Origin of the sequence: Claveliimonas bilis (genome assembly GCF_020892095.1) — a bacterium.
In the GTDB taxonomy this organism is placed as follows: Bacteria; Bacillota; Clostridia; order Lachnospirales; family Lachnospiraceae; genus Claveliimonas; species Claveliimonas bilis.
Window position 1 is genome coordinate 2,857,000 of record NZ_AP024845.1, and the last position, 24,396, is coordinate 2,881,395.

The 24,396-nt window shown below is 45.7% G+C and carries 26 protein-coding genes; 25 read left to right on the top strand and 1 reads right to left on the bottom strand.

The features are described from left to right. The first annotated feature begins 154 nt into the window (after positions 1-154). The 20 genes from EUBC25_RS13795 to EUBC25_RS13890 all read left to right on the top strand — a co-directional run bounded on the left by EUBC25_RS13795 (position 155) and on the right by EUBC25_RS13890 (position 17,085). Positions 155-526 carry a NusG domain II-containing protein gene (locus EUBC25_RS13795; RefSeq protein WP_230106056.1) on the top strand — a complete coding sequence of 124 codons (372 nt, stop codon included), beginning with the start codon at positions 155-157 and terminating at the stop codon, positions 524-526. Between the two features lie 12 nt (positions 527-538). Next, positions 539-1,027 carry a Gx transporter family protein gene (locus tag EUBC25_RS13800; protein ID WP_230106057.1) on the top strand — a complete coding sequence of 163 codons (489 nt, stop codon included), beginning with the start codon at positions 539-541 and terminating at the stop codon, positions 1,025-1,027. A gap of 1 nt (position 1,028) precedes the next feature. Beyond that, positions 1,029-1,643: a Holliday junction branch migration protein RuvA gene (ruvA, locus tag EUBC25_RS13805; RefSeq protein WP_230106058.1), complete on the top strand. Its 615-nt coding sequence runs from the start codon at positions 1,029-1,031 to the stop codon at positions 1,641-1,643. 16 nt (positions 1,644-1,659) lie between these two features. Beyond that, positions 1,660-2,667 carry a Holliday junction branch migration DNA helicase RuvB gene (gene ruvB, locus EUBC25_RS13810; RefSeq protein ID WP_230106059.1) on the top strand — a complete coding sequence of 336 codons (1,008 nt, stop codon included), beginning with the start codon at positions 1,660-1,662 and terminating at the stop codon, positions 2,665-2,667. Positions 2,668-2,732: 65 nt separating this feature from the next. Next, positions 2,733-3,146 carry a cell division protein ZapA gene (locus EUBC25_RS13815; protein ID WP_230106060.1) on the top strand — a complete coding sequence of 138 codons (414 nt, stop codon included), beginning with the start codon at positions 2,733-2,735 and terminating at the stop codon, positions 3,144-3,146. A gap of 57 nt (positions 3,147-3,203) precedes the next feature. Then, positions 3,204-5,486 (top strand): U32 family peptidase, encoded by a 2,283-nt coding sequence (locus tag EUBC25_RS13820; RefSeq protein WP_230106061.1) that lies wholly within the window; start codon positions 3,204-3,206, stop codon positions 5,484-5,486. An 8-nt stretch (positions 5,487-5,494) separates the two neighbouring features. Next, entirely contained in the window at positions 5,495-6,970 is a 1,476-nt protein-coding gene (locus EUBC25_RS13825; RefSeq protein ID WP_230106062.1) for an FtsW/RodA/SpoVE family cell cycle protein, read from the top strand. A 37-nt stretch (positions 6,971-7,007) separates the two neighbouring features. Next, positions 7,008-8,348, top strand: coding sequence for a peptidoglycan D,D-transpeptidase FtsI family protein (locus EUBC25_RS13830; RefSeq protein ID WP_230107615.1), 1,341 nt, complete (start codon positions 7,008-7,010; stop codon positions 8,346-8,348). Between the two features lie 14 nt (positions 8,349-8,362). Then, entirely contained in the window at positions 8,363-8,686 is a 324-nt protein-coding gene (locus EUBC25_RS13835) for a hypothetical protein (protein WP_230106063.1), read from the top strand. 1 nt (position 8,687) lies between these two features. Further along, positions 8,688-9,671 (top strand): DUF2953 domain-containing protein, encoded by a 984-nt coding sequence (locus EUBC25_RS13840; protein WP_230106064.1) that lies wholly within the window; start codon positions 8,688-8,690, stop codon positions 9,669-9,671. Between the two features lie 42 nt (positions 9,672-9,713). Beyond that, positions 9,714-10,103 carry a GerW family sporulation protein gene (locus tag EUBC25_RS13845; protein WP_230106065.1) on the top strand — a complete coding sequence of 130 codons (390 nt, stop codon included), beginning with the start codon at positions 9,714-9,716 and terminating at the stop codon, positions 10,101-10,103. Positions 10,104-10,184: 81 nt separating this feature from the next. Then, a complete protein-coding gene (locus EUBC25_RS13850; protein ID WP_230106066.1) occupies positions 10,185-10,334 on the top strand; it encodes a hypothetical protein in 150 nt (49 codons plus the stop codon). Between the two features lie 128 nt (positions 10,335-10,462). Continuing rightward, on the top strand, positions 10,463-10,648 hold the full coding sequence (gene rpmB, locus EUBC25_RS13855; RefSeq protein ID WP_230106067.1) for a 50S ribosomal protein L28: 186 nt from the start codon (positions 10,463-10,465) through the stop codon (positions 10,646-10,648). A gap of 224 nt (positions 10,649-10,872) precedes the next feature. Beyond that, positions 10,873-11,232, top strand: coding sequence for an Asp23/Gls24 family envelope stress response protein (locus EUBC25_RS13860; protein ID WP_230106068.1), 360 nt, complete (start codon positions 10,873-10,875; stop codon positions 11,230-11,232). Between the two features lie 17 nt (positions 11,233-11,249). Beyond that, positions 11,250-12,926 (top strand): DAK2 domain-containing protein, encoded by a 1,677-nt coding sequence (locus tag EUBC25_RS13865; RefSeq protein WP_230106069.1) that lies wholly within the window; start codon positions 11,250-11,252, stop codon positions 12,924-12,926. After that, a complete protein-coding gene (recG, locus tag EUBC25_RS13870; RefSeq protein WP_230106070.1) occupies positions 12,927-14,957 on the top strand; it encodes an ATP-dependent DNA helicase RecG in 2,031 nt (676 codons plus the stop codon). 63 nt (positions 14,958-15,020) lie between these two features. After that, positions 15,021-15,227: an alpha/beta-type small acid-soluble spore protein gene (locus tag EUBC25_RS13875; RefSeq protein ID WP_033125229.1), complete on the top strand. Its 207-nt coding sequence runs from the start codon at positions 15,021-15,023 to the stop codon at positions 15,225-15,227. Positions 15,228-15,403: 176 nt separating this feature from the next. Further along, the gene (gene rsmD / locus EUBC25_RS13880) at positions 15,404-15,973 is read left to right on the top strand and encodes a 16S rRNA (guanine(966)-N(2))-methyltransferase RsmD (RefSeq protein ID WP_230106071.1); all 570 of its coding nucleotides are present in this window, start codon (positions 15,404-15,406) and stop codon (positions 15,971-15,973) included. Beyond that, positions 15,967-16,458: a pantetheine-phosphate adenylyltransferase gene (gene coaD, locus EUBC25_RS13885; protein ID WP_230106072.1), complete on the top strand. Its 492-nt coding sequence runs from the start codon at positions 15,967-15,969 to the stop codon at positions 16,456-16,458. The genes rsmD and coaD overlap by 7 nt, the downstream gene beginning before the upstream one ends. Positions 16,459-16,461: 3 nt before the next feature. Then, positions 16,462-17,085, top strand: a complete 624-nt coding sequence (locus EUBC25_RS13890; protein ID WP_230106073.1) for an ATPase — start codon at positions 16,462-16,464, stop codon at positions 17,083-17,085. Here EUBC25_RS13890 and EUBC25_RS13895 read toward each other — a convergent pair. Further along, positions 17,077-18,015 carry a transporter gene (locus tag EUBC25_RS13895; protein WP_230106074.1) on the bottom strand — a complete coding sequence of 313 codons (939 nt, stop codon included), beginning with the start codon at positions 18,013-18,015 and terminating at the stop codon, positions 17,077-17,079. The two genes, EUBC25_RS13890 and EUBC25_RS13895, sit on opposite strands and share 9 nt — an antisense overlap. A gap of 100 nt (positions 18,016-18,115) precedes the next feature. Between EUBC25_RS13895 and EUBC25_RS13900 the strand changes: the two genes are divergently transcribed. From EUBC25_RS13900 to EUBC25_RS13920, 5 genes are all read left to right on the top strand, one after another. After that, positions 18,116-19,570 carry an aminoacyl-histidine dipeptidase gene (locus EUBC25_RS13900; RefSeq protein WP_230106075.1) on the top strand — a complete coding sequence of 485 codons (1,455 nt, stop codon included), beginning with the start codon at positions 18,116-18,118 and terminating at the stop codon, positions 19,568-19,570. A 73-nt stretch (positions 19,571-19,643) separates the two neighbouring features. After that, complete coding sequence (locus EUBC25_RS13905; protein WP_230106076.1) at positions 19,644-20,345, top strand: M23 family metallopeptidase; 702 nt, start codon at positions 19,644-19,646, stop codon at positions 20,343-20,345. A 55-nt stretch (positions 20,346-20,400) separates the two neighbouring features. Further along, positions 20,401-21,789 carry an RsmF rRNA methyltransferase first C-terminal domain-containing protein gene (locus EUBC25_RS13910; RefSeq protein WP_230106077.1) on the top strand — a complete coding sequence of 463 codons (1,389 nt, stop codon included), beginning with the start codon at positions 20,401-20,403 and terminating at the stop codon, positions 21,787-21,789. A 1-nt stretch (position 21,790) separates the two neighbouring features. Continuing rightward, positions 21,791-22,513, top strand: a complete 723-nt coding sequence (locus EUBC25_RS13915) for a pseudouridine synthase (RefSeq protein WP_230106078.1) — start codon at positions 21,791-21,793, stop codon at positions 22,511-22,513. Continuing rightward, on the top strand, positions 22,510-24,390 hold the full coding sequence (locus EUBC25_RS13920) for a YgiQ family radical SAM protein (RefSeq protein WP_230106079.1): 1,881 nt from the start codon (positions 22,510-22,512) through the stop codon (positions 24,388-24,390). The genes EUBC25_RS13915 and EUBC25_RS13920 overlap by 4 nt, the downstream gene beginning before the upstream one ends. Positions 24,391-24,396: the final 6 nt, after the last annotated feature.

A 24,396-nucleotide genomic window follows, 5' to 3' on the forward strand; every position in this document is an offset into this window, starting at 1 on the left:
CATATTATTGCATTCTCCTGCAATATGGAGGGAATCGAACATGTGATTGCACAAAAAAGCCGGTTATGCTAAAATAGGGTAGAATATCGATATTCTGCTTTTGAAAACGTCTTTTGACAGAGAAAAAGCGGGGTAGGAAAGTGGTAGCAAAAACATGAAAAAGGCATTAAGCAAAAAAGATATTGTATTGATCATTATTATCCTTGTAGTTGCGGCTGGTGCATTTTTACTGCATCAGGTACTGAAAGATTCCGGTTCGGGAAGCGCTGTGGTCAAGGTGGATGGAAAAATAGAAGGGACCTATCCTTTGAATGAGGATCGGGAGATAACCATAAATAATGGAAGTAATATTCTGCAGATCAGAAACGGAAAGGCCAAGATGACGGAGGCGGATTGTCCGGATCAGCTCTGTGTACATCAGAAGGCAGTGTCCGCCAGCGGAGAGAATATTATCTGCCTGCCTAATCGGGTTATTGTGGAAGTGGAATCAAATATCAACAGTGAGTTGGACGGCATGACGAACTAAGGAGGGATATGTGTGAAAAGCCGGGTTGCATATTTCGGTGTTTTTACAGCGCTGGCCCTGATATTCAGCTATGTTGAATCACTGATCCCTATCCAGATCGGGATCCCTGGTGTGAAACTGGGACTTGCCAATCTGATGATCGTCATTGCGCTTTATAAGATGAGCCTGAAAGAGACCTATCTTTTGTCCATAACAAGGGTTGTGTTGTCCGGCTTCCTGTTCGGAAATATGTTTGCTATCCTCTACAGCCTTGCAGGGGGACTTTTAAGTCTTACTGTAATGGCAGTCTTGAAGAAGGCAGGAGGATTCAGTGTAATGGGAGTCAGTATAGCCGGAGGAGTATTTCACAATATCGGACAGCTGATCATCGCGATGATCGTTGTAGAAACATTCAGTGTGGCGTACTATATTCCAGTCCTTTTAATTGCAGGGGTGATCACAGGGCTGCTGATAGGAATTGCTGCCAATGAAACGCTGAAAAGAATTAAGGAGCTGATATAAAATGATTGCATATATACGGGGAGAACTGGCTTCTGTGGAAGAAGACAGGGTGATTGTTGATGTGGCGGGGGTGGGATATGGCATTTTTATGCCGGGAGCATCCATTGGACTGCTGCCCCCTGTAGGAACAGAGGTAAAGATCCATACTTATCTGAATGTGAAAGAAGACTGCATGCAGCTGTTTGGCTTTCTCACCAGAGACGATCTGGAAGTATTCCGGCTTGTGATCGGTGTGAACGGGATCGGACCTAAAGGCGGACTGAACATCCTGTCCCAGCTTACGCCCGATGACCTGCGTTTTGCCGTGCTGTCGGGGGATGTAAAAGCGATATCGGCAGCTCCGGGAATCGGGAAAAAAACGGCGGAAAAATTGATTTTAGAATTAAAAGACAAGTTGAAGCTGGAAGATACGCTGAACCATAATGACGGGAAAGAGGGAGCGGATCCGGTTTACGGGAATGTACAGGGAAATATCCAAAGCGAGGCTGTGCAGGCTCTGGTTGCCCTTGGATATGGAAATACAGAGGCTCTTCGTGCTGTCAAGCAGATTGAGATCACAGAGGACACACAGGTGGAAGAGGTTCTGAAGCAGGCGCTGAAACTGATGGTGTTCTAAAGAGCAGGGGAGAAATATGAGCAGAAGAATCATTACAACAGAGAATCTGGAAGAAGATATCAAAATAGAAAACAGTCTGCGGCCGCAGTATTTAAAGGATTACATTGGCCAGGAAAAGGCAAAAGAAACTTTGAAAATCTATATAGAAGCAGCAAAAGGACGGAGGGAAGCGCTGGATCATGTTCTGTTTTACGGGCCTCCGGGTCTTGGAAAGACAACACTGGCCGGAATTATCGCCAATGAAATGCAGGTGAACTTGAAAGTGACATCCGGACCGGCGATTGAAAAACCGGGGGAGATGGCAGCGATCCTCAACAATCTGAAAGAAGGGGACGTTCTTTTTGTAGACGAGATCCATCGACTGAACCGCCAGGTAGAGGAAGTTCTCTATCCGGCAATGGAAGACTACGCCATTGATATTGTGATCGGAAAAGGAGCCGGGGCGCGGTCGATCCGTCTGGATCTTCCTCACTTTACGCTGGTGGGGGCAACTACCCGTGCGGGTATGCTGACAGCTCCTTTGAGAGACAGATTTGGCGTCGTAAATCATCTGGAATTTTATACGGTTTCGGAACTGCAGACCATTATCCTACATTCGGCAAAGATTTTGGGTGTAGAAATCGAAGAAAAGGGGGCAACGGAGCTGGCCAGGCGTTCCAGAGGAACTCCGCGTCTGGCGAACCGTCTTTTAAAACGTGTCCGGGATTTTGCACAGGTGAAATATGATGGAGTTATTACAAAAGAGGTGGCGGACTATGCGCTGGATCTTTTGGATGTAGATAAATACGGGCTGGATCATATTGACAGAAACCTTCTTCTGACAATGATCGAGAAGTTTCAAGGAGGACCTGTGGGGCTGGATACGCTGGCGGCATCTGTAGGGGAAGATGCAGGTACGATAGAGGATGTATATGAACCGTATCTTCTGAAAAACGGATTTATACAGCGTACGCCCAGAGGCCGCGTGGTGACAGACCTGGCCTACAGTCATTTGGGAATTTCATATCAAAATCATGAAAAATAGTTGGTTTTTATTGACGAATAGTTTATAATAAATCTCATATAAGAGGAAAGAGCGGGAGGTCTTTTATGGCATCATCAAAAAATTTTACAGAAGTTCTCATAGGGGGAAAGGTTTTTACCCTGAGCGGATTTGAGAGCGAGGAATATCTGCAGAGGGTTTCCACCTATCTGAATCATAAACTGGAAGAATGTACGAACAGCGAAGGATACCGTAAACAGAGCGCGGAAACAAGAAGCATACTGCTGGCGCTGAATATTGCGGATGACTATTTTAAAGCAAAGAAGCAGGGAGGCACCCTGGAAAGTGATATTGAAGCAAAAGATAAAGAGATGTATGATCTGAAGCACGAACTGATTTCTGTTCAGATCAAACTGGAAAATGCAGAGAAGGCTCTCGATAAAATGAAAGAAGAGAACAGAGAACTGCAGATGAAAATTGTAAAACTGGAAACAGAAATGAAAAATAATCAGAAAAAATAGGCTGTCCAAGGACAGCTTATTTTATGATATGATTCGGATAGATATCGGAGGGAAAACATGGCGGGAACAACTGCAAAAACAGGAAACGGCGGAATAGAAATCTTATCTCCGGCAGGGTCCTATGATATTTTGAAAACAGCCATCAATGCCGGAGCAGATGCAGTGTATGCGGGAGGCAGCTGTTTCGGGGCCAGGGCATTTGCGCAGAATTTTACGGAAAAAGAATTGCTTGAGGCTATCGATTATGTGCATCTCCATGGAAAGAAACTGTATTTAACAGTCAATACTCTGGTAAAAGAACGGGAGATGGAAAATGTGTTCCGTTATCTTCTCCCTTTTTATAAGCAGGGATTGGATGCAGTTATCGTGCAGGATCTTGGAGTTATGGATATGATCCGTCAGCGTTTCCCGGATCTTCCCATTCATGCAAGTACCCAGATGACGGTCACCCATTCTCTTATGGCCGGGTATTTAGAAGAACTGGGCGTGGTTCGTATCGTGCCGGCCAGGGAGCTTTCTTTGACGGAGATCCGAAAAATCGCAGACCGTACGAATTTGGAGATCGAGTGTTTTGTGCATGGAGCTCTCTGCTATTGTTATTCTGGTCAATGTTTGTTAAGCAGCATGATCGGAGGGCGAAGCGGAAACCGCGGGCAGTGTGCTCAGCCCTGCAGACTTCCCTGGGCGATAAAAGGGAGCAGCGACAATAGTCAAAAAGAAGGTAGAAAAACAAATGAGAAATCAGGAGATTATTTAAGCCTTAAAGATCTGTGCACCATTGATCTGATACCGGAACTTATAGAGGCGGGCATCACTTCCTTCAAGATCGAAGGGAGAATGAAACAGGCTTCTTACGTGAAAACAGTGGTGGAAATGTATCGAAAATATGTGGATTTGTATCTGGAACAGAAGGCTTCCGGAACTGAAAAGCAGTTTTTGGTGAGCAAGAATGACCTGGATATTTTACAGAGTGCTTACCAGAGAAGAGGCTATACGGATGGTTACTACCGCCGTCACAATGGAAAAGAGATGCTCTCTCTTGCCAGACCGGATGCCAGGGAGCCCTTAAAGAAAGCAGATGGCTGTAACGAAAGAGAATTGCAGGAAAAAATTAATGGGAAATTAATACTTTCCGAAGGGAAAAGTGCTAAACTATATTTGTCTGTCGAGGGAGAATACGGATGGATCGAGACAGTGAGCGAGGGTGCATTGGTGCAAAAAGCTTTGAAACAGCCGATATCGGAAGAAAGGCTGGAGCGCCAGCTTAGAAAAACCGGTGGGACGCCTTTTGCATTCGAGGAACTTTCCATTGAGATGGATGGAGATGTATTTCTGCCAATACAGGGTGTTAATGAGCTGAGAAGAGCGGCGCTTGAAAGGCTTGAAAATGAGATTGTCGGAACATACCGCCGTGATCAGAAGATTACAGAGCGGGAGGAAAGAGAGGGTGCTTCGGCAGCATCCGGCGAAGAAGAGTCCTCTTCAAAGCAGTCAGATGACAATTCCAAAGAACGGGTGCCAATCTATGTATCTGTGGAGACAGAAGAGCAATTAAAATGTGCGGCCCGAATATCCTTCGTGGAAAGGATCTATGTGGAAGACACGCTCTATCTGGGAGTCTCAAATGAGAAAAAAGAAGAGTTAAAGACAGAGATCTGCCAGGCGCAAACAGCAGGAAAAGAAGTCTTTTTTGCTATGGCAAGAATCTTCCGGAGCGAGGCAGAACATATCTACAGGCAAAGTTTGAAAATGTTATGTTCCATTGCAGATGGTATGCTGATACGCAATATGGAAAGCCTGCGCATTCTGCGAGGAGAGGGATATGAAGGGATTATTATTGCAGATTCTTCGGCCTATCAGTGGAACCGGAGATCACAGTATTTCTGGAAAACATCCGGGGCGGATGGATTTGTGGCCCCGCTGGAACTGAATGTGTCTGAACTTGAGGAATTGGATCGAAGCAGGATGGAACTGCCTGTATATGGGTATGCACCTGTTATGGTAAGTGCCGGCTGTGTCCGCCGTCATACGTCCAAGTGTACGAAGAAAAGCGGCTGGCTTTCGATGTCAGATCGCTATCAAAAAGAATTTGCCGTAAAAAACGAATGTCTTTATTGTTATAATGTCATATATAATACAGCGCCCACACTGCTGGCAGATCAAGGAGAAGAGATTAAAAAGCTTCGTCCGTCAGCTCTCATTTTCGCCTTTTCCAGAGAAAGCAGCCGCCAGATGAGCCGTATTCTGGAATGGTTCAGTGAAGTGACAGAGGGGCAGAAAGATCCCGGCACATGGGAAGGCGACTTTACAAGAGGACATTTTAAGCGGGGAGTGAAGTAGGTGAAAGTTTGGTAAATATTATTGTAGAAATTTCAAAATATTTGATTATCCTTCTGATCATCATGTACACGTATCTTTGCTTTACGATATTCGGGTATCATGATATGGAAAAAAAGCAGGGAATGCTGCGGAGGCAGAATGTGCTTATGTTTCTGTTCCAACTGATCGCGTTTATCATTCTCTATCTGGAGACAGAAGATATCAAAATAGCAGCATTCTATCTTGCACAGGTTGTCCTTCTTGGAGCTGCGATCCTTCTGTATACTCATATTTATCCGAAGGTATCCAGACTGGTAGTCAATAATATGTGCATGCTTCTTTGCATCGGACTTGTTATGCTGACGCGGCTGGATTATGAGACGGCAATGAAACAGTTTGTTTTTGCAACAGCAGGTATTGTGTTAAGTCTGATTGTTCCTGTCATTATCCGAAAAGTAAAAAGCCTGGCGAAGCTAAGGAGAATTTATGCCATTGCAGGAATGGTATCACTTGCAGTTGTAGCAGTTCTGGGACAGGTATCTTACGGAGCGAAGCTTGGATTTTCTATAGGCGGTATCAGCATCCAGCCTTCCGAGCTTGTGAAGATCATTTTTGTCTTTTATGTTGCGGCAAGTCTGAAGGAATCTATTGCTTTTAAAAACGTGGTGATCACAACGATGATCGCCGCCCTGCATGTGCTGATCCTTGTGGTTTCCACAGACCTTGGAGCTGCCTTGATCATTTTTGTTGTGTACCTTGTAATGCTCTATGTTGCCACCCGCCAGCCTCTTTATATGCTGGCCGGACTGGGAGCAGGGGCAGGGGCGTCTGTGATCGGATATTATTTGTTTGGTCATGTCCGGACGAGAGTAAATGTCTGGCGGGATCCATTTGCAACTTACGACAACGGGGGCTATCAGGTGGCGCAGTCGCTGTTTGCCATAGGGACAGGAAGCTGGTTTGGAATGGGCCTTTGCCAGGGATCGCCGGAAAGTATCCCTGTCAGAGATTCAGATTTTATTTTTTCGGCGATTGCCGAAGAGCTGGGACTTATATTTGCCCTGTGTCTGATCCTTATATTTGTCAGCTGCTATATAATGTTTCTTAACATTGCCATGCAGCTCCACAATCAATTTTATAAACTGGTGGCGCTGGGGCTTGGAACCTGTTATATTTTCCAGGTGTTTCTGAATATAGGCGGTGTTATAAAATTTATTCCGTCTACAGGAGTAACCCTTCCTTTGGTGAGCTATGGCGGAAGCTCTTTGCTCAGCACATTAATTATGTTTGCAATCATCCAGGGACTTTATATTGTAAGAGAGGACGAGGAAGAAAGCATTGAAAGAAAGAAAAAAGAACAACAGTTACGAGCTAAGAAAAGAAGAATTGCGACAGCAAAAGAAGCAGGAAAGATCGCAGATGAGCCGCAAAGAAAGAAAAGAACAGTCAAAACTGGAAAAGAAAGAGAAAAAGAAAAAGCGAGAAGTAAACAAAGAATTCGCTAGGGTAACCTACGTATTCGTTGCATTGTTCCTTGTGCTGATGGGGTATATTGGCTATTTCAATGTAGTGGAGAGCGAGGATATTATCAACAGTCCCTATAATCCCCGTCTGGATTCTATGGCTGACCGGGTTGTGCGGGGAAAAATACTGGATAAAGACGGAAATGTTCTTGCCCAGACAGAAACAGCGGAAGACGGCAGCGAATACCGCTCTTATCCTTACGGAAATCTGTATGCACATGTAGTAGGATATTCCTCCCAGGGAAAGTCCGGATTGGAATCTACAAGAAATTTTGAACTTCTTACTTCCAATGCTTTTTTCCTGGAAAAATTAAGCAATGAGTTTCAGGATCAGAAAAATACAGGAGACAACATAGTGACAACATTGGATACCTCACTTCAGCAGGCGGCATCCGACGCCATGGGGGACAGCAGGGGGGCAGTTGTGATTATGGAGCCTTCCACAGGGAAGATCCGTACGATGCTGTCTAAACCGGATTTCGACCCCAACACTGTAAGCGAAAACTGGGAATGGCTGAACACAGATGAAAGCAGCAGTCTTTTGAACCGTGCAACACAGGGACAGTATGCACCGGGATCCTCTTTTAAGATTGTTACTGCCTTGGAATATATGCGGGAACACAGCGATTATTCCTCTTATACTTACAATTGCAGCGGCTCTATCACCTATGACGGTGTGACGATCCCCTGTGCCGGAGGGCAGGTCCACGGGCAGGAAGATCTGGCAAGCTCCTTTGCCTATTCCTGTAACGCGTCTTTCTGCAATATCGGACTTCAGCTTGATCTGTCAAAATACAGTGATACCGCTAAAGAGCTGCTCTTCAATAGCGCTCTTCCCGGAAAAGATATCAGTTATAACAAAAGCAGTTTTGCACTGGATAATAATGCTACTTCCTCTGACCGGATGATGACGGCCATGGGACAGGGAGAAACCCTTGTAAGTCCTTATCATATGGCGCTTATCACTTCAGCGGTCGCAAATGGAGGCAGGCTGATGGAACCCTATCTTGTAGAAGAAGTGACAAACTATTCCGGCACAATTGTAGAAGAGACTGATCCGGAAAGCTATGGGCAACTGATGACCTCAGAGGAAGCGGCACAGCTTAAGGCTTATATGCAGAATGTAACAGACTATGGAACAGGCTCTGTTTTTGCCGGATCGGGATACAGTGTCGCTGGAAAAACGGGAACAGCTGAGTACAGCGACGGCGATTCATCCAAAAACCATTCCTGGTTTGTGGGATTTACTAATGTTGATAACCCGGAACTTGTGATCAGTGTGATCATTGAAGAAGCCGACGGAAATGTAAGAGCGGTTGATGTTGCAAAACAGATACTGGACAGTTATTATTATAACTAGAAAGGGTAAAAAATATGAGATTTGCAAGGTATCTGTATGTATCTGCGGAACTGGAAAAAAAAGAGAAAAAGATAGTCTCCCGGATCAGAGAGGGGAAATTAACAAGGCCCCTTTACTTTCTTGTGCTGACGGACTATGGGACAAGAAGGCTGGAAATCGTGTCCTCTCTTGAATTTATGCAGTACAGATGCCCGAAGGATAACATTTTGATTGCGGGAATGGCAGGGAACTATGATGATGCACTGGAATTGGTCAGAATAATCCTGCAGGATGCATATGAAAGCAAAATGGAAGACGATATATGCGCATTCTTAGAAAACAGGGAGCGGGAAAAATAATATGCTTCATCTTTTATTGTTGATTTTAAAAATTGCAGGTATCATACTGGCGATCATACTGGGTATACTGATAGTATTGCTCTGCATTGTACTTTTTGTGCCGGTTTGTTATCAGGTGTCGGGGAAAACGGACGGAACAGAAAAGGGGACAAAGGTAAGATGTAAGGTGACATGGCTTTTTTCCCTGTTGGAATTGAAAATCCTATATGGGAACAAGTCGAGTGTATTTTCCGCAAGAATAGGCTGGAAGCGGATCAAAGGAGGAGAGAGATCAGATGAAGAAAAAGGGAAGACTGATGAAGTCTGCAGGAAAGTCCATGAGGAAGCTCATGAAGAAGAGGAAATGGATACGCATCTGGAAACGGAGAAAGAAACTGATGCGCCGGATACGCAACCTGAACCGGAAGATTTTGAAGAACCGGAAGCAGATGAAAAAAATCCGTACGCGTATCCCGAAGACAGTCCGCCGCATGAAGAAAAACGGTCCGACAATATTGAGAAAAACAACAGAATTGCAAAAAAGATTCAGAAAGCAGGCGAGAAGATATCTTCGTTCTTTCAAAAGATAAAATGTACAATAAAAGCAATCTGTGATAAAATAAATCTATTCAGTGAAAAAAAAGAAAAACTGATAGATTTTCTGGAAGATGAGCTGCATAGAAAGGCCTTTGGCACTGGAAAGAAAGCTCTCATCCGCCTTTTAAGAGGCCTTTATCCGGGAAGAGGAAGGATATTTTTAAGATACGGTCTGGGAGATCCGGCGCTGACAGGAACCAGCCTTGCGGGACTGGCGGTTGTTTATCCCTTTCTTCCGGGAGAGATTCAGATTGTTCCGGAATTTGAAGAAAAGATGTTTGAGGGAAAAGCGGATATACATGGAAGGCTTTATTTGATACATTTGCTGACTTTTGCACTTCGTCTTCTTGTCAGCAAAGCAGTGAGACAGACCTATAAGGATGTTCGGAAGTTTATCAGTGAATTTTAAAAGCCCTGACAGTAAGTTCAAAAGATTTGGGAGGATCATATTATGGCAGATAATAATTTTAAAGGAACAGTAGAGGCTCTTTTTCACGGCATGGATGCCGTTATCTCATCACGGACAGTAGTGGGAGACGCCATCCATATCGGGGATACTATCATTCTTCCCCTTGTAGATGTTTCCTTTGCAATTGGAGCCGGAGCCTTTAATGGAGAAAAGAAGGAAAAAGGCGCAGGAGGTCTCGGCGGAAAGATGACTCCCAGTGCGGTTCTTGTTATCCAAAATGGCACAACAAGACTTGTAAATATCAGAAATCAGGATACAATGACAAAGATCCTTGATATGGTCCCGGATGTTCTGGACCGGTTCACTTCCAAAAATGGCAGCCGCATGACGGAAGAGGAGGTAAATGATATTCTTGACGAGGCAGATGAATAAGCAAAGGATACCATGAGGAAAAGACATATTTCCGACTGGCAGGGCATAGAATAAAACAAGGCCCCGGCGGGAGGGATTCAGATGAAAAGGGTGGCAGGATTTGCCTTATTCTGGATCGCGGCAGGAATTACGATCAGCCTTTGGCTTCCTAATATGTTTGTGGAGATTTTATGTATCATATTGTGTCTCCTGGCAGCTTATGAGTTGTTTTTTTGCTGCAGAGATGACTGATCTGTTCTTTCCTCAATCTTTTTGTGAAATCTATGAAGAAATGCTTGCTTTTTTAAAAGTATTCTGATAGAATATCATTGTTGCGAGTCTGGAGAACAGACTTATTTAGAGTGTTAGGAGGTGCAGTCATGGCTAAATGTGCTATTTGCGAAAAGGGTGCTCACTTTGGTAACAGTGTCAGCCACTCTCATAGAAAGACACCAAAAATGTGGAAATCAAATGTAAAATCTGTTCGTGTAAAAACAGAGGGCGGATCTAAGAGAATGTATGTATGTACTTCTTGTTTGAAGTCCGGAAAAGTAGAGCGCGCTTAATGAAAATCTGAAGAGAGACTAATTTTCCGCTAGTCAGGGAAGTTAGTCTTTTTTTGTACCGCAGAAGGATTTGCTGCCAAGCAGCCGCGCCTGGAGCGGGAGTTCCGCCGGCGGAACTCTTTTTTCTTGTAAAAGGCGTGAAAACAGGGTATAATACTTGTGTTAAACTGGAGTTTGCAAAAGGATCGACAGAAAATAAAATAGAGATAATTGGAGGGAACTATATGAAGGGAAGCATGAGCACAGATATGGGTATCATCACAGTAAGTACTGATGTGATCGCAAAGTATGCCGGCACCGTGGCAGTGGAATGCTTCGGAATTGTCGGAATGGCGGCAGTTAATGTAAAGGACGGTCTGGTAAGACTGCTGAAGAAAGACAGCCTGACTCATGGAATCCAGGTGTCCATATCAGACGAAAATGAGATCACTATTGATTTTCACGTGATTGTAGCATATGGAGTCAGCATTTCTGCAGTGACGGATAATCTGATTAGCAATGTCAAATATAAGGTAGAAGAATTTTCCGGTATGAAAGTTGATAAAATCAATATCTATATCGAGGGCGTCAGAGTCATCGATTAGTTAAGGAGGATATTTAAGTGGCTGTAAAGACAATCAGTGTGGAAATGCTGGCTAAGATGTTTCTTGCCGGTGCACAGAATATTGAGGCGAAAAAAGAATTTATTAATGAGTTGAACGTATTTCCTGTTCCGGACGGGGATACGGGAACCAATATGTCTTTGACCATTATGTCAGCGGCAAAAGAGGTGACCGCCCTTGAAAACATGGATATGAAATCATTGGCAAAAGCGATTTCATCCGGTTCCCTGCGCGGAGCCAGAGGAAATTCCGGTGTCATCCTCTCACAGCTCCTTCGGGGATTTACCAAGGCTGTACGTGATGAAAAAGAAGTGAATGTAAAAATACTGGCGGCAGCATGTGAAAGGGCAAAAGATACTGCTTATAAAGCAGTTATGAAGCCGAAAGAAGGAACGATTCTCACAGTTGCGAGGGGGATTGCAGAAAAAGCGGCAGTTCTTGCAGAAGAGACAGAGGATCTGGAAGAATTTATTCCGGCTCTCCTTGAAGAGGGAGATGCGGTTCTTGCCCGTACGCCGGAAATGCTCCCTGTATTGAAAGAGGCAGGAGTGGTAGATTCCGGGGGACAGGGACTGATGGAAGTGCTTAAGGGCGCTTACGACGCCTTTCTTGGCAAGGAAGTGGATTACAGTGCGATTTCCGCGGAAGGAGCGGGAAGCAGCATGACAAAGGTTTCCGCTGAGGCAGCGGCAGACATTAAATTCGGATACTGCACGGAATTTATCATTATGACAGAGCGGGAATTTACAGAGAATGATGAGATGGAATTTAAGGCTTATCTGGAGTCTATCGGAGATTCCATTGTCTGTGTGGCAGACGATGATGTGGTAAAGATTCATGTCCATACCAATGATCCGGGACTTGCTATCCAGAAAGCGCTGACTTACGGACAGCTGTCACGAATGAAAATTGACAATATGAGAGAAGAGCATCAGGAAAAACTGATCCGTGATTCTCAGAAGCTTGCACAGCAGCAGAAGGAAGAAGATCAGAAGAAAAAGAGCGCCGAGCCGAGAAAACCGATGGGATTTATCACAGTTTCTATCGGAGAAGGGCTCAACAGTGTATTCCGTGAACTTGGTGCTGACTACATTATTGAAGGCGGTCAGACGATGAATCCCAGCACGGAAGATATGTTGAACGCCATTGAACATGTAAACGCTGATGCAGTATTCATTCTTCCCAACAACAAAAATATTGTATTGGCGGCAAATCAGGCCAAGGCTCTTGTAAAAGACAAAGAGATCGTGGTCATTCCGACAAAAACTGTACCGCAGGGAATTACGGCGATCATCAGCTTCATGCCGGAGGCAGGCGTGCAGGAAAATGAAGAGACTATGCTGGAAGCGATCAAGAATGTGAAATCAGGTCAGGTTACTTACGCCGTGCGGGATACCCGGATTGATGATAAAGAAATCCACGAAGGGGATATTATGGGAATCGGTGATTCCGGCATTCTTGCAGTGGGGCAGGACATCGAAAAGACGGCTGTGGAAATGCTGGAACAGCTGGTAGATGAAGATTCAGAGCTGATCAGCATTTACTATGGCGAGGAAGTCAATGAAGAGGCGGCACAGAATTTTGTCGCTGAAATCGAAGAGAAGTATCCGGATCTTGATGTGGATGCACATTATGGCGGCCAGCCCATTTACTATTACGTGCTGGCAGTAGAGTAAATGACAGAATATACACCGATTCATGAACTGAAAGGAATTGGAGAGAAAACTGAAAAGTTATTTTGGAAATTGGGGATCAGGACCGTCGGGGACCTGATCCGCTATTATCCAAGGGCATACGATATCTATGAGGAAGCTGTACCAATCAGTGAAGCAGAAGAAGGGCGCGTACAGACAGTTACCGGAGCGATTTACGGTAAAGTCCAGGTATCCGGGAACCGCGCTATGCAGGTGACTTCTTTGTATGTAAAAGATCTTACAGGTACACTGAAGGTTATTTGGTTTCGTATGCCTTTTCTGCGTACTACACTTTCAAGAGGCGGTGTTATCACGCTTCGGGGAATGATCGTCAGACGCCGGGATGTGCTTGTAATGGAGCACCCGGAAATTTTCTATCCTTCCGGGAAATACGAAGAGAAGCGCGGTACAATGCAGCCGGTCTATCCGCTGACGGCCGGCCTTTCCAATAATACAGTCATGAAAGCGGTGAAACAGGCTCTGGAAAGCCTCCCCCTTGAGCGGGAGCCGCTGCCGGAACAGATCCGGCTGAAATATCATCTGGCGGAGTATAATTATGCGCTTCGCGGGATCCATTTTCCGGAGGACAAAGAGGTATTCTGCCATGCCAGGAAAAGGCTGGTATTCGATGAATTTGCCGCATTCATATATTCCCTTCGCAAGCTGAAGGAAGAAAGCGGGCGAAGCGAAAATCGTTTCCGGATCTCTCCTTCCGGGGAAGTGGAGCGCTTTATAAAAGAACTCCCCTATGAACTGACAGAGGCACAGAAAAGAGTATGGCGTGAGATAGAGGCAGACCTTAAGAAGAATCTGTCCATGTCAAGACTGGTGCAAGGCGATGTTGGTTCAGGAAAGACCGTGATCGCTCTGCTTGCCCTTCTGACTGTGGCTTACAGCGGATACCAGGGAGCTTTGATGGCGCCTACAGAAGTGCTTGCAAAACAACATTATGAATCCATTACAAAACTCCTTGAAGAACACAGGATTCCATTTCAGACGGCGCTTTTGACCGGCTCCATGACGGCCAAAGAGAAACGGGAGGCATACCGCTGGATCCAGGGGGGAGAGGCGCAGATCATTATCGGCACTCATGCTCTGATCCAGGAGAAAGTTGCCTATCAGAATCTTGCACTTGTGGTGACGGACGAGCAGCACCGTTTCGGTGTACGGCAGAGAGAGATTTTTGCAGAAAAGGGAGAAATGCCCCATGTGCTTGTCATGAGCGCCACGCCGATTCCGAGAACACTGGCGATTATTCTGTACGGAGATCTGGATATTTCTGTCATTGACGAACTTCCCTCCAACCGTCTTCCGATCAAGAACTGCGTGGTGGACACCGGATATCGTCCCACTGCTTACCGCTTTATTAAAAATCAGATTGAGGAAGGCAGACAGTGCTATATTATCTGTCCTATGGTCGAGGAAAGCGAACATCTGGAAGTGGAAAATGTGACCGATTATTCCGCTATGCTTCAGGAAGAACTGGGAAACAAGATTGTAGTAGGCTGTCTTCACGGGAAAATGAAGCAGGAACAGAAAGATCGGATCATGGAAGACTTTGGAGAGGGTAAAATTGATGTGCTCGTGTCCACTACCGTTATCGAGGTAGGAATCAATGTTCCTAATGCCACTGTAATGATGGTGGAAAACGCAGAGAGGTTTGGACTGGCGCAGCTTCACCAGCTTCGCGGCCGTGTGGGAAGAGGAAAATATCAGTCTTACTGCATTTTTATGACAGGATCTAAGGCGAAGGATACAAAAGAAAGACTTGATATTTTAAATAAGAGCAATGACGGTTTTAAGATTGCATCAGAAGACCTGAAGCAGAGAGGACCGGGAGATCTTTTCGGTATCCGTCAGAGCGGGCTTATGAACTTCCGGCTGGGAGATGTGTTCCAGGATGCGGCTGTTTTGCAGATGGCCAGTGAGGCAGTATCCGTGCTTTCCAAGAAAGAATGCGAATGGCTGAAAAAACTGGAAAATCATACAGGAAATTCTAGTGTAATTTTGTAAATCCTCCATATACTATCGTTGTAACACAAATAAAAAATGTTACAAAAAAGGAGGAGTATAGAAATGACAAATCGTTCATCTAACAAAGCAGCTGTACCTGAAGCAAAGGGTGCATTAGACAAATTCAAATATGAGGTTGCAAGCGAGCTGGGAGTACCGCTCACAGACGGATACAATGGCGACCTTACTTCCAGACAGAATGGCTCTGTGGGAGGATATATGGTAAAAAAGATGATCGAACAGCAGGAAAGACAGATGGCAGGTAAATAACAGCCACCATCTTACCGATCAGTAAAAATTTTAACAAAACAGTAAAAACAAAAGGAGAGGCATCTGCCGAAAGCTTCATGCACGCCGGCAGGTGCTTTTTCTTGACTTTTACAGCGCTGCTTCGTATAATGAACAGGAAATCTTTTGTATACATAACAAGTGGGGAGTGATAGTTTATGCGTGTGATTGCAGGAAGTGCGAAACGGCTGCAGCTCAAGACTCTGGATGGGATGGATACCCGCCCGACAACAGACCGGATCAAGGAAACGTTGTTCAATATGCTTTCTCCGTATCTGTACGACTGCATTTTCCTGGATCTGTTCGCAGGAAGCGGCGGTATTGGGATCGAGGCTCTAAGCCGCGGCGCTATGGAGGCGGTCTTTGTAGAGAAGAATCCAAAGGCGATGGCGTGTATCAGAGAAAATTTGAAATATACCCGTCTGGACAGAAAGGCGCTTACCATATCTTCGGATGTTATGACAGCCCTTTATCGGCTGGAGGGAGAAAAGCAGTTTGATTTTATTTTCATGGATCCGCCCTACAATCAGGAACTGGAGAAAAAGGTACTGGAGTATTTGGCAGACTCGCAGCTTCTTTCCGATGAGGGTGTGATCATCGTGGAGGCATCAAAGGATACTTCTTTTGATTATCTGGCCGAGCTTGGTTTTGCATTGATCAAAGAGAAGGTTTACAAAACCAATAAACATGTGTTTATTGAACCGGCGGGGAGGAAAGAAATATGTTAAGAGCAATTTATCCGGGCAGTTTTGATCCGGTCACTTTCGGGCATCTGGATATGATCACCCGTTCGGCGAAGATCGTGGACGAATTAATTGTCGGAGTATTGTATAATAACGCAAAAAGTCCGTTGTTTTCCTTAGAAGAACGTGTTAAAATACTAGAGGAAACTGTTAAAAATATTCCGAATATCAGAGTAATACCATTTGAAGGATTGCTGGTAGATTTTGCGAAAAAAATGGAAGCGAAAATGATCATAAGAGGTCTGAGGGCCATTACGGATTTTGAGTATGAGCTTCAGATGGCGCAGACAAATCGCAAGCTGGACGGCGGACTGGAAACCGTCTTTTTGACAACCAGCCTGCAGTACTCGTATCTGAGCTCTTCTATGGTAAAAGAAGTGGCAGCTTTCGGGGGAGATATTTCGCAGTTTGTACCGGACATCGTAATAGAAGAGATACAGAAGAAAATAGATAAAAAAAGGAGAGTGTAAATTATGAGCAGCCGTATTGAACAGATTATTGAAGAAATTGAGGAGTACATTGACAGTTGTAAATTTCAGCCTCTGTCAACAACGAAGATTATTGTAAACAAAGATCAGATTGATGAGCTTCTTAGGGAGCTTCGTATGAAAACTCCGGATGAGATCAAACGTTATCAGAAGATCATTGCAAATAAAGACGCTATTCTTGCAGACGCTCAGGCAAAGGCGGACAGCATGCTTCAGGAAGCGCAGATCCAGACAACAGAGCTTGTCAGCGAGCATGAGATCATGCAGCAGGCCTATGCACAGGCAAATGAGATTGTCACTGCTGCCACAGAGCAGGCGCAGCAGATTCTTGACAATGCCACCAGCGACGCTAACGACATCCGAATCGGAGCAATGCAGTATACAGACGATCTTCTTGCCAATGCTGAGAGCATTATCGGTCATACTCTTGACAGCTATACGACCAAATATGACGGTTTGGTAAATTCGCTGCAGGAGTGCTATGATATGGTGCGCAACAACCGTTCAGAGCTGGAAATCCCTGATCAGTCCTCCAGAGGTCTGGAAGCCGAATTTGGCTCTGTTCCGGAAGAAGCATATGAAGAAGAAACAGCAGAAGAATTAGAATAAAATTCCAAAGATGCCGAGGCACAAAAGACTGGTTACGGACATAGTAACCAGTTTTTCTGTTAAGTAGGTAGAAATCTTAAGCCCTGTGCCCTGTATCATGCAGGAAGTCTGCGCGGCAGCGCACAAGCCGCCAAAGGAAGTCAGCCCTAAAAGGAGGGGCCAGCGGATTCGCCATGGAAGAACAGTGAGCTCTGAAATCATGGGGATTCCGGCAGTGATTTCCAGAAAAGAGAGCAGAAGGCGGTAGGGAAGCCAGTTTTTCCATGGCAGGAGGCAGGCCAGTTTGGTAATGACAGAAAAGAGCATTATGTAGCCTCCAACTTTTGTAATTGCTTCAAAGCTGTCCATCATACAAGTGTCCAGTATTGTCAGAGAAAAAGGGCGTTCTCTGGCAGGTGACAGTCCCGGAAAACGTGTGGATACGCTGCCTTTTCTGTAAAAAGGCAAAAAGATCCTGCTGCAGATAACAGGCGACAAAAAGAGAAGGACGACGGAAGGAAAAATCCAGGAGGCGGAAGGCGTGTTCTGCATAACCACATAGCTGATGATGAACATGGGACTGGTGTTGTTACAGAAGGAGAGAAGATAAGAAGCTTCCTCGAAAGAAATCCGTCCGGTCCTTAAAAGGTCGGATGTCACTTTCGCTCCCATAGGATATCCGCAGAGAAATCCCGCAATAACAGCAAAAGACCCGCTGTCTGACACAGCAAAGATTTTTCCCAGCAAAGGTCCGGTAATCCGGGAAATATAATAGACAGCGTTTGTCCGGATCATCAGGTTGGAGAGCAGAATGAATGGAAGCAGGGTGGGAAGGACAATTTGAAACCACAGAAGGATTCCTTCACTTGCACCGTCGAATACAGGAGTTGGAAAGAAAAGCATTGTAATAAAAAGAAAAATAACCGATAGCATAAACAAACGTCGTTTCATCATTCATTTCCAGAAAGAGACTTCAATTCATTGTATGGAAACTGCCGTCTTTTTATTCTATGGGAAAGTACGGCAAAATAGAAAAAGGAGGAGTATGCTAATGTCAGTATTAAATCAGTTAATGCCAGAAAATGTGTTTCATTTTTTTGAAGAAATATGTCAGATTCCCCATGGATCCGGCAATCTGGATGCAATATGCAGGTACTGTGTCCGATTTGCCGAAGAAAGAGGACTGAAAGTACTTCGGGATGAAGGGGATAATATTTTAATATGGAAAGAAGCATCGCCGGGATATGAGGACAGAGAACCTGTTGTTTTACAGGGCCATCTGGATATGGTGTGTGAAAAGACGGCAGACTCTGGCCATGACTTTGCAAAGGATCCATTGGAACTTTATGTGGAGGACGGATTTGTCAAGGCGAGAAATACGACCCTTGGCGGCGACGACGGGATTGCCGTGGCAATGATCCTTGCTCTGCTGGATGAAAAAGATGCAGTCCATCCTCCTATTGAGGCTGTTTTCACAGCTGACGAGGAGACAGGAATGGGCGGAGCAAAAGCGCTTGATCTCCAGCTTCTGAAAGGAAGAAAGCTGATCAATATTGATTCAGAGGAAGAGGGAATCCTGACGGTAGGATGCGCCGGAGGAATCAGCTGTCATACATCCTTCCCGCTGGACTTTTCCTCACGGGAAGGCGAGGTTGTAAAAATTACCATCAGCGGGCTTACGGGAGGCCATTCCGGATCGGAGATCAACCGGCAAAGAGCCAATGCTTTGAAGCTTTCAGGAAGGCTTCTTTACGAGGCGTCCCGCAGCACACAGCTTTTCCTCATGGATGCCGGGGGCGGCGGAAAGGAAAATGTCATAGCAAGCCAGGCAGAGATCCTTTTGATGGCGGAACATCCTTCTGCTCTTATGGAGGCGGCTGTGAAAATGGAGGCCTTGTGGAAGGAAGAATTTATGGATGAAGAACCGAATCTTTCTGTTCAGACAGAGAAAAGGGGGGTGCAGACGACGAATGTTGTTTCTGCAGAGACAACAAAGAAGATTGTTGCCTACCTGATGGCTGCGCCAGACGGTCCTGTGGGATATAACCGGACTTTGCCGGGACTGGTAGAGACCTCACTAAACCATGGCATCATGGCTGTAAGAGAGGGATATCTGACGATCGATACCCTTGTAAGAAGTTCCCTTGGAAGCAAGAAAGCAGAGCTGGCAGAGAGACTGAAGATCCTGGCCGGGCTGTGCGGCGCATCCTTCCGGGCGGATAATGAATATCCCGGATGGGCCTATAAAAAGGAATCTTCCCTTCGGGAACTGATGACCCGGACATACCGGGAGATGTTCGGCAGGGATCCGGAGGTCCTTACGATCCACGCTGGTCTGGAATGCGGACTTTTCCTGGATAAAAAGAAAGATCTGGACTGTGTATCTTTCGGACCTGATATCTGGGATGTCCATTCAGTGAAAGAGAGGCTCTCGATCGAGTCCACAGAAAGAAGCTATGAATATCTGAAAGCAGTTCTTGCCGGATGCTGCCGGGAGGATATTTAAAATCCGCCGTGAAAACAGACGGACATAAAAGAGAAAGGCAGGGGCATATAGTAAAAGAAAAAGGCAGAACGGTATGTCTCGAAAAATACTGATCCTTTTACTGCTGCTTTCTCTTTTTTGTGCCATAGGGATCCAGGAGATGTTTGAGAAGGCGGATCTTAATGACAGAGCCAGACAGGGAATTGACAACAGCGAGTACCGTCAGGAGTTTTTTGCGCCGGATATGCGTAAAAACAAAGATTTCCTGTCTGATGAATGCCGGATTTTTCTGAACAAAGTAGAAAAAGACAGCCTGTATTTTCCGATTCCATCTTCCACACTTGACGATTCCCTTACTGTTTCCTATGAAAATTCGTGGATGGCAGAGCGCAGCTATAAGAAAACAAATATGCACGAGGGGACAGATATTATGGCTTCCAGAAATGAAAGAGGTCTTTATCCCATTGTGAGTATCTCAGACGGTACGGTGACAAGTCTTGGCTGGCTGGAACTTGGTGGGTGGAGAGTCGGCATCACTTCCCCACAGGGCGTCTATTACTATTATGCCCATTTGGAATCCTATGGAGATATTCAAAAGGGAGATACAGTGAAAGCCGGACAGATCCTGGGATTTATGGGCGATTCAGGATACGGAAAAGAGGGGACATACGGCAAATTCGCCGTACATCTGCATCTCGGCATTTACTGCTGGGACACCGGGGATGAGATCAGCGTCAATCCCTATTATGTTCTTCGGGAATTGGAAAAGAAAAAACTGAAATATGCCTATTCCTAGAAGATGTATAAAATGCTATAATAGCGTTGGTGTATATACAAAGGAGGATGACAGGATGAACCTGCCAGAGACATTCCAGGAAAAAATGAAAGTACTTCTGAAGGAAGAGTACAATGACTATATTGCATGCTACGATGAGCCGAGATACTATGGACTTCGGGTAAATACCAAAAAAATAACAGAAGAAGAATTTCAAAAGATCTGTCCGTTTCCCATCCGGCCGATTCCGTGGATTGAAAACGGATTTTATTATGATGGAGAAAAAGACTACCCGGCAAAACATCCTTACTATTTCGCCGGACTTTATTATTTGCAGGAGCCAAGCGCCATGACGCCGGCAAACCGTCTTCCCGTCGAACCGGGAGAGAGGGTGCTGGATCTGTGCGCTGCTCCCGGAGGGAAGGCCACAGAACTTGGCGCAAAGCTGAAAGGACGCGGCCTTCTGGTGGCAAATGATATCAGCAGTTCCAGGGCAAAGGGACTTTTGAAGAATATTGAGCTGTTTGGTATCGGCAATGTGCTTGTGACCAGTGAAGAACCGGGAAACCTGACAGCGCATTTCCCGGAATATTTCGATAAAATACTCATCGATGCGCCCTGTTCCGGAGAAGGAATGTTCCGTAAAGACAAAAAGATGGTAAAAGCGTGGGAGGAACATGGGCCGGAATATTTCAGCCGTATTCAGAGAAATATTATTACCCAGGCGGCTTCCATGCTGCGGCCGGGCGGAATGCTTCTTTATTCCACCTGTACATTTGACCGCCGGGAAAATGAAGATATTATCGCTCATCTTTTGGAAGAATATCCGGAATTTCGTATTATGGATATGGAATCTTATGAAGGGTTTACACCCGGCCTTTCCGAAGAAGCGGCGGATGGAGAGGAAAGACACCTGGAAAAGACGGTGCGTATTTTCCCTCATAAGATGCATGGAGAAGGACATTATCTCGCCCTTGTGAAAAAGGGAGAGGGAGTACCTTTGCTGAAGGAAAAGGTCGGCGAAAAAAGGGGGAAAGAGCAGAAACTGCCGGATGAACTGAAAGAATTTTTACAGAAAATTAAGATAGATTTAAGCGGTGGCAGACTGGATATCCGCGGGGAAAAGGTTTATTATATGCCAGAGGGGATTCCTGATCTGAAAGGGGTACGTTTCCTAAGGACAGGTCTTCTTCTGGGAGAATTGAAGAAGAACCGGTTCGAGCCGAGTCAGGCTCTTGCCATGTGCTTAAGTAAGGAGGATTATCCCTTCACCCTGGATCTTCCCGCAAAGGATGAGAGAGTGATCCGCTATCTGAAGGGAGAGACCATTGATCTTGATGATGTTGTCTCATCTAAAGAGAAAGGGTGGTATCTTTTTTGTGTGGACGGCTATCCTCTCGGATGGGGCAAGCTGGCAGGGGGCACATTAAAGAATAAGTATTTACCCGGATGGAGATGGCATTAAAATGAAGATGCGTTTAGATAAATATCTGGCGGAAATGGGCGCCGGAACACGGCAGGAAGTAAAAAAGTATATACGAAAAGGCAGGGTCACTGTTGACGGCGAGACAGAAAAAGCACCGGAATGCAAGGTGGATCCCCAGCAGAAAATCTGCCTGGACGGTCAGGAAGTGTCCTATGAGGCAGTAGAGTATTATATGCTAAACAAGCCTTCCGGAGTCGTGTCTGCCACAGAAGATACGAAAGATGTCACAGTGGTAGAGCTGATCGGGGACAGAAAACGAAAAGATCTTTTCCCGGCAGGCCGTCTTGACAAAGACACAGAGGGGCTGCTTCTCCTTACCAATGACGGGAAGCTGGCCCATCAGCTTTTGTCTCCCCGACGGCATGTGGATAAGACTTATTATGCCAGGATTGAAGGAAATGTGACGGAGGATCTCGTTCCTCTGTTTCAAAGCGGAGTGGATATCGGAACAGAAGATGCTCCGGAAATGACTCTTCCTGCCAGGCTTGTGATCCTGGAAAGCGGTCCGGTATCCTGTGTTCGTCTTACCATTCAGGAGGGGAAATATCATCAGATCAAGCGGATGTTTCAGGCAGTGGGAATGAAAGTTGTCTATCTGAAAAGGGAGACAATGGGACCCCTTGTGCTGGATCCTGACTTAAAGCCGGGAGAATACCGGCCGCTGACGCTTGAAGAGAAGAAAAAATTAGGAGTTTTAGAATGAAACAGGGATTTTTACCCATCTGCAGACAGGATATGAAGGAGAGAGGATGGAGCGAGGCTGATTTTGTCTATGTATCCGGAGATGCCTATGTGGATCATCCTTCTTTCGGCCATGCAATTATCACAAGGCTTTTGGAGGCTCACGGCTATCGGGTCTGCATCATTGCACAGCCAGACTGGCGGCGTAAGGAGAGCATTATGGAGTACGGGAAGCCAAGACTTGGCTTTCTTGTATCTGCCGGGAATATGGATTCCATGGTGAATCACTATTCTGTGTCAAAGAAGCGGAGGAAAACAGATGCCTATACGCCGGGAGGGGTTATGGGAAAACGACCGGATCACGCAGCTGTTGTATACAGCAATCTGATCCGGCAGGTTTATAAAGACGTTCCTGTCATACTGGGAGGAATCGAGGCAAGTCTTAGACGGCTTGCCCATTATGATTACTGGTCAGACAAGCTGAAACGTTCAATCCTTCTTGATTCCGGGGCAGATCTGATCTCTTACGGAATGGGAGAGAGATCCATTCTGGAGATTGCGGAAGCTTTGGACTCAGGTATTGATATCAAGGACATTACCTATATTGACGGAACGGTATGTAAAGTAAAGGATCCGGGCATTGCCTATGATGCGGTTATGCTGCCCTCTTACGAGGAACTTTTGGCGGACAAACTGAATTATGCAAGGAGCTTTTATACCCAGTACTGCAATACGGATCCGTTTTCGGGAAAGCGTCTGGTGGAGCCTTATTCCGATCATCTCTATGTGGTGCAGAATCCGGCGGCAAAACCATTGTCTCAAAGTGAGATGGATCAGGTGTACAGTCTTCCTTATATGCGTACCTACCATCCGTCTTATGAGAAAGAAGGGGGCGTGCCTGCTATTCAGGAAATCCGGTTTTCCCTTGTCAGCAACAGGGGTTGTTTTGGAGGCTGCAGTTTCTGCGCCCTGACCTTTCATCAGGGAAGGATCCTGCAGACAAGAAGCCATGAATCCTTGCTGAAAGAAGCGGAAGCATTTACAAAAGAGAAGGACTTTAAAGGCTATATCCACGACGTGGGCGGACCAACGGCAAATTTCAGGCAGCCATCCTGCCAGAAGCAAATGGAAAAGGGCGTATGTCCAACGAAACAATGTCTCTTTCCGAAGCCCTGCAGAAACCTCCGGGCCGACCACAGAGATTACATAAAATTATTACGGAAACTAAGAGAACTTCCGGGAGTGAAGAAAGTGTTTATCCGTTCCGGAATCCGTTTTGATTATGTCATGGCAGATCCGGATGACAGTTTTCTCTGGGAACTGTGCCGGCATCATGTCAGCGGACAGCTGAAGGTAGCGCCGGAACATGTATCCGATGCGGTGCTGTCCAAAATGGGGAAGCCGGAGCATAAGGTATACCAGGCATTTGCAGACAAGTACAGAAGCATCAATCAGAAAATCGGAAAAGACCAGTATCTTGTGCCTTATCTTATGTCCTCCCATCCCGGCTCTACCTTGAAGGAAGCCATTAAGCTGGCGGAATACCTAAGAGATCTTGGCTATATGCCGGAGCAGGTGCAGGATTTCTATCCGACGCCTTCCACGATCTCAACTTGTATGTACTATACCGGAGTGGATCCGCGGGATATGAAACCGGTTTATGTGCCGAAGAGCCCTCATGAAAAGGCAATGCAGCGCGCGCTTATCCAATACCGGAGACCGGAAAATTATGATCTGGTCTTAGAGGCGCTGAAAAAGGGAGGGAGAATGGACCTGGTAGGATACGGCAGGAACTGTCTGATCCGTCCCAAAAAGGAACAGGGGGAGAAAAGAAAACAAAAGAGAACCGGAAAGAAAAAGACGATCCGGCATGTCCATAAAAAGAGTAGAAATAATTAGTAAAGA

Excerpts from the sequence above, each read along its gene's own strand:
- EUBC25_RS13795 (WP_230106056.1), top strand. The coding sequence starts at position 155 with ATGAAAAAGGCATTAAGCAAAAAAGATATTGTATTGATCATTATTATC.
- ruvA (WP_230106058.1), top strand. The coding sequence starts at position 1,029 with ATGATTGCATATATACGGGGAGAACTGGCTTCTGTGGAAGAAGACAGG.
- ruvB (WP_230106059.1), top strand. The coding sequence starts at position 1,660 with ATGAGCAGAAGAATCATTACAACAGAGAATCTGGAAGAAGATATCAAA.
- EUBC25_RS13815 (WP_230106060.1), top strand. The coding sequence starts at position 2,733 with ATGGCATCATCAAAAAATTTTACAGAAGTTCTCATAGGGGGAAAGGTT.
- EUBC25_RS13820 (WP_230106061.1), top strand. The coding sequence starts at position 3,204 with ATGGCGGGAACAACTGCAAAAACAGGAAACGGCGGAATAGAAATCTTA.
- EUBC25_RS13830 (WP_230107615.1), top strand. The coding sequence starts at position 7,008 with ATGGGGTATATTGGCTATTTCAATGTAGTGGAGAGCGAGGATATTATC.
- EUBC25_RS13835 (WP_230106063.1), top strand. The coding sequence starts at position 8,363 with ATGAGATTTGCAAGGTATCTGTATGTATCTGCGGAACTGGAAAAAAAA.
- EUBC25_RS13840 (WP_230106064.1), top strand. The coding sequence starts at position 8,688 with ATGCTTCATCTTTTATTGTTGATTTTAAAAATTGCAGGTATCATACTG.
- EUBC25_RS13845 (WP_230106065.1), top strand. The coding sequence starts at position 9,714 with ATGGCAGATAATAATTTTAAAGGAACAGTAGAGGCTCTTTTTCACGGC.
- EUBC25_RS13850 (WP_230106066.1), top strand. The coding sequence starts at position 10,185 with ATGAAAAGGGTGGCAGGATTTGCCTTATTCTGGATCGCGGCAGGAATT.
- rpmB (WP_230106067.1), top strand. The coding sequence starts at position 10,463 with ATGGCTAAATGTGCTATTTGCGAAAAGGGTGCTCACTTTGGTAACAGT.
- EUBC25_RS13860 (WP_230106068.1), top strand. The coding sequence starts at position 10,873 with ATGAAGGGAAGCATGAGCACAGATATGGGTATCATCACAGTAAGTACT.
- recG (WP_230106070.1), top strand. The coding sequence starts at position 12,927 with ATGACAGAATATACACCGATTCATGAACTGAAAGGAATTGGAGAGAAA.
- EUBC25_RS13875 (WP_033125229.1), top strand. The coding sequence starts at position 15,021 with ATGACAAATCGTTCATCTAACAAAGCAGCTGTACCTGAAGCAAAGGGT.
- rsmD (WP_230106071.1), top strand. The coding sequence starts at position 15,404 with ATGCGTGTGATTGCAGGAAGTGCGAAACGGCTGCAGCTCAAGACTCTG.
- coaD (WP_230106072.1), top strand. The coding sequence starts at position 15,967 with ATGTTAAGAGCAATTTATCCGGGCAGTTTTGATCCGGTCACTTTCGGG.
- EUBC25_RS13890 (WP_230106073.1), top strand. The coding sequence starts at position 16,462 with ATGAGCAGCCGTATTGAACAGATTATTGAAGAAATTGAGGAGTACATT.
- EUBC25_RS13895 (WP_230106074.1), bottom strand. The coding sequence starts at position 18,015 with ATGAAACGACGTTTGTTTATGCTATCGGTTATTTTTCTTTTTATTACA.
- EUBC25_RS13900 (WP_230106075.1), top strand. The coding sequence starts at position 18,116 with ATGTCAGTATTAAATCAGTTAATGCCAGAAAATGTGTTTCATTTTTTT.
- EUBC25_RS13905 (WP_230106076.1), top strand. The coding sequence starts at position 19,644 with ATGTCTCGAAAAATACTGATCCTTTTACTGCTGCTTTCTCTTTTTTGT.
- EUBC25_RS13910 (WP_230106077.1), top strand. The coding sequence starts at position 20,401 with ATGAACCTGCCAGAGACATTCCAGGAAAAAATGAAAGTACTTCTGAAG.
- EUBC25_RS13915 (WP_230106078.1), top strand. The coding sequence starts at position 21,791 with ATGAAGATGCGTTTAGATAAATATCTGGCGGAAATGGGCGCCGGAACA.
- EUBC25_RS13920 (WP_230106079.1), top strand. The coding sequence starts at position 22,510 with ATGAAACAGGGATTTTTACCCATCTGCAGACAGGATATGAAGGAGAGA.